Annotated in this window: 1 protein-coding gene; it reads right to left on the bottom strand. The window is 69.4% G+C overall.

Annotated features, from left to right (window positions below):
* Positions 1-1461, bottom strand: a 1461-nt coding sequence (locus tag AC1D15_RS31990; protein WP_477829219.1) for a hypothetical protein, incomplete at both ends; no start/stop codon positions are given.

Here is a 1461-nt window from a genome sequence, read left to right as displayed (position 1 = left end):
GCCAGTAGACGGTGTTCGCCTGGTGCGCCGGCTCGGTGTTCGGCAGGCCCAGCCCCTTGCGCCATTCGCCGACGGCGCCCCGCCCCGCGGCGTAGGTGAAGAAGGCGCCGAGCGCCATCTCGGCGCCGGCCTGCGGCCGCAGCCCCTGGCCGAAGAATTCCATGCCGTCCTTCAGCGTCCACAGCGCGCCGCTCGCGCCGAGCCCGCTCATGCCCAGCGTCTGCGACCAGCGGAACGGCGTGCGCGCCTCCCAGTTGCCCTTCACGAAGCCGCTGCCCAGGCCGGCGAAGGTGTTGAGCATCAGCAGCGAATTGCCGGCCGCGAAACCGCCGGTCACCACGTCCTGCAGGAAGCTCGAATCGCCGTGCCGCAGCATGCTCGCCGCGTAGGCCACGTTGATGCCGTAGGTGACGCCGGTGCCGAGCCGGAACCATTTGCCGGCCGTGACCCGCGGGTCGAGCGCGTTGATCGACGCGGCCTGCATGCCGAGCGCCCGGTCGACGCCGATCTGGTACTGCCCGACAGTCGCCATGATGCTGTTGAAGCGCTGCTCTTTGTTCCAGTGTTTGGTCACCGGCTTGTTGGCCAGGTACGCATAGTCGACACGGAACTGCTCGGTCAGGCGGGCCGCGGTGATCAGCTTGTCCTTCGACAGCCCGAGCGCCTGGCCGTTCTTCTCGATGCGGTTCATGAAGCGGTCGAGCTCCTTGTGGCTCACGACGCCGTCCTCGAAGATGCGCTCCCAGCCCAGGCGCACCGCGTCGGTGTAGGCGCCGCGCACCAGCGACAACCCGGCGCGCGCCTCGAAGCCGGTCGCATGCGCGATGCCGTCGGCGGCCGGATCGCCGGCCAGCCCGAGGTGGCCGAGCCAGGCCGCACCCGACACGCCGGCCAGCCCGATGCTGCCGCCCACGATGCGCCGTGACGTGCTGTCGACATCGGGGCGCGGCGTGCCGGCACCATGTGCGCCGCTGTCGATCCAGGTCTGCTGGACGGCGTCCGGCAGGTCGTGCTGCAGCTGCGACGACACCGAGCGTTCGGCGACCGGGATCGTCGTGCGCGTCTCCGGCTGCACGCCGTAGGACTGCGCATGCTCGTCGTAGCCGGCCTCGAACAGATCCTTGAGCCAGACGTTGAAGTTCTCGCGCGCGGTCCGGCTCATCGCGTCGCGCTCGGTCTTCAGCAGCGCGCTGCGCTCGTCCATCACCTTCACCGCCTCGACATCGCCGCGGCCGTGCGGATCGAGTTGCCGGCGCGTCCAGTCGTTCACCGACGCCTCGGTCTTCGCCATCAGCGCGTCGTAGTTGCCGCGCAGCACCTTGAACAGCGCGTCGGGGCTGCGCAGCGCGATGTCGCGGAACAGCGGCAGGTAGGTCGTCAGCGCCTGGTGGTACTGGCCGGCGTTGACCGGCTTCACCGTGTCGCTGCCGAACTGGATGTTCTTGTCGTGCTCGATGATGA

The organism is Rhizobacter sp. P2_H2, from assembly GCF_056403375.1.
The sequence above is the reverse complement of the archived record's forward strand: the minus strand, read 5'-3'. Positions and strand labels throughout refer to the sequence as shown.